This window comes from Inquilinus sp. (assembly GCF_039594555.1).
Lineage (GTDB): Bacteria > Pseudomonadota > Alphaproteobacteria > DSM-16000 > Inquilinaceae > Inquilinus.
In genome coordinates, this window is record NZ_JBCNNF010000628.1 from 1 (window position 1) to 2,716 (window position 2,716).

Consider the following 2,716-nt stretch of genomic DNA (forward strand, 5'->3'; position numbering starts at 1 on the left):
TTGTTGATGTTGTTAATGGTGTCGCAGGCCTGATGGTAGCAGGGATCGTAGGCGATGCCGGCGGTGCCGCCGTAGATCCGGGCTTGGGCCTCGGTCTTGATCACCTCGGCGCCGGTGAAGATGCCGCCGGCCGGGATGCCGGCCTCGGTGAAGGCGGCATAGTCCGACCGGTTGTCGAAGGCGGTCGGGTCGGTCGCCAGGTTGCGCTGGGCGAAGAAGGCCAGGAACACGTTCTCGACCAGGCCGGAGCCGTTCGGGCCCGCCGCGTCCGGGAAGGTCGACCCGTTGCCGTCATAGACGAAGCGGACGTAGTTCGGCGACGCCAGCATGTCGAAGTCCAGCATCACCTTGATCTTCGCCTTCTCGGCGTCGCTCAGCGACTCGACATAATGGAACGCGCCGAGCAGGCCGAGCTCCTCGGCGCCGAAGAAGGCGAAGCGCACCTTGTTGCGCAGCAGGATCTGGCGGCGGCCCAGCTGCTCGGCGACCTCGAGATTGGTCGCGGTGCCGCTGCCGTCGTCATTGATGCCCGGGCCCGCCGGCACCGAGTCGTTGTGGGCGCCGACCACCACGACCGTGTCGGGCCGGCCGAAATAGGTCTCGGCAATGACGTTCGAGGTCGGGCGGTTCTCGGACAGCGTGTTGGTGGTGACATGCACGGTCACCGGGCCGGCCTGGGTCTGGGCGTAGAGGTCGGACCCGACCTGGAAGGTGGCCTTCAGCACCGGGATGTCGATCGGCACATCCATCGCCGCGGTGGGGAACAGGTCGGTGCGCCCGGGCTGGCCCTCGTTGAAGATGACCACGGCCTTGGCGCCGGCCGCCTTGGCGTTGGCCGCCTTGACGCTGAAGTCGCAGGTGCCGCGCTGCACCAGCGCGACGTTGCCGGACACCGCGGCCGGGAAATCCGCGGCCTCGCAGCCGCTGGTCGAATGCGGCGCCGGCGCCGGCGGGATCTCGATATCGGTGGTCGGCACCAGCCGGCCGGTGACGTCGCCCGAGCCGGAGAACGGCATCGTCGCGAAATCGGTTTCGTTGACGAAGGTCTTCGGCGTCGGCGCCGTCTCGGCGAAGGTGCCGGGCCCGAGCTCCTCATAGAACGGGATGGTGAAGTCCTGCACCGTCACCCGGTAGCCGGCGCGCTGCAGCCGCTGCTTGAGGTAGTTGACCGTGGCGACGTTGCCCGGCGTGCCCGCGGCGCGGGTGCCGCCATTGGCGTTGGCGATCGACTGCAGGGCGTTCAGGTGCTGGCGGATGCCGGGGACGGTGACCGCCCGCTGCAGGTCCAGGCTCATCAGCGCCGTGATCAGGTCGCCGAGCGGGTTGCCCAGCGACAGGGTGCTGGCGGAGGCCTTGGAGGCGGTCGCGGAGGCCGTGTCGGCGGCCAGGACCGAGGACATGGGAAGGGCGACGACGGACGCCAGCGCGGCGGCCGCCAGATGACTCAGTCTCACGGTTGGTCCCCCTATGTGTTGCGGTGGGGCTTGTGGCCGCCCGGCGCGCAAACGAATGGCCTCGGTTTGGCCAGCCCCCACGTGGCGGCACTGTCCGCCGCCGCCGGGACAGTCGTCAACATTCCTGATTTAGGTCAATTTGTCTGAAACTCTTTTCAAAGATTTGCGTTATACATTAACAATTCGAGCAAGTCTTGGGACAACCGCATCTCACCTGAGATTTAGCCAGACAAAACACGACGATCCCTTGACCGATACTGTTGCAGTGCAGCACGCAGCCTTTGCGACATGGCGAAACCGGCCCCTTTGGCCTTTGCCATGGCGAGGCGCACAGCGCCGTGGCCATCCAGGGCGGCTCGCATCGGCCCCTGGATGGCCACGCCCCTTCGGGGCTCGCCATGACGAACCCTGGCTTGGAGCATCACGCCGAGAAGTAGCGGCCCCAGGCTTCCGCCACCACCGGATCGGCCAGCAGCGTGTCCCAGATCCGGCTGAGCGGCGTCATCTCCTCGCGGAAATCGTACCAGCTCAGCAGCGTCAGCAGGTATAGGTCGGCGGCGCTGCGCTGCTCGCCCAGGAGGTATGGGCCGGGCACCAGGGCATCGGCGATCAGCGCCCAGTAGCGGTCGACCGCGCGGTCCGCCGCGTCCCGCACCGCCGGGGCGCCGGCCGGGTCGGCGGTGAAGCGCTCGGGATAGGCCTGGCGCAGCACGGCGCCGTAGAGGTTGACCGCCATGAACACGAGCCAGCGGTCGAACCGGGCGCGGGCGGCGCTGCCGGGCGGTGGGGCCAGGCCGGCGGCGGGATGGGCGTCGACCAGGTGCAGGATCATCGCCGCCGACTCGGTCAGCACCGTGCCGTCCGGCAGCACCAGCGTCGGGATCTCGCCCATCGGGTTCAGGCGCAGATAGGCGGGGTCGCGATGGGCGCCGGCCTTGTGGTCGACGCGGATCCGATCGCAGGGCACGCCGGCCAGCTGCAGCACCAGGTCGGGGGCGAAGGCGCCCGTGTCCTTGTTCCAATACAGCCTGTACACCGCCGCGCCCTCCCCGCTTCCGGACCGCCGCAACCATGATGGCGCGAAACCGGCCGGGATCAACGGTCTGCGCCTCGCGGCTTGCTGCATTGCAGCGACTCGGTTGCCCCGAGAGATTCAGGTGCTATTGTGCGGCCCGTTTCGCGGGCGGCCTCAGGCGCCGCGCTCTCACCCAGGACGGACGGTCCATGAACATCCACGAGTATCAGGCGAAGGGGCTCTTGGG

The 2,716-nt window shown here is 68.3% G+C and carries 2 protein-coding genes; both read right to left on the reverse strand.

The features are described 5' to 3' along the window. Window positions 1–1,454: M20/M25/M40 family metallo-hydrolase (locus ABDW35_RS35195; protein ID WP_343718490.1), on the reverse strand; the 1,454-nt coding region annotated here is incomplete at its 3' end. A 421-nt stretch (window positions 1,455–1,875) separates the two neighbouring features. After that, window positions 1,876–2,490: a glutathione S-transferase family protein gene (locus tag ABDW35_RS35200; protein WP_343718491.1), complete on the reverse strand. Its 615-nt coding sequence runs from the start codon at window positions 2,488–2,490 to the stop codon at window positions 1,876–1,878. Between the last annotated feature and the right edge of the window lie 226 nt (window positions 2,491–2,716).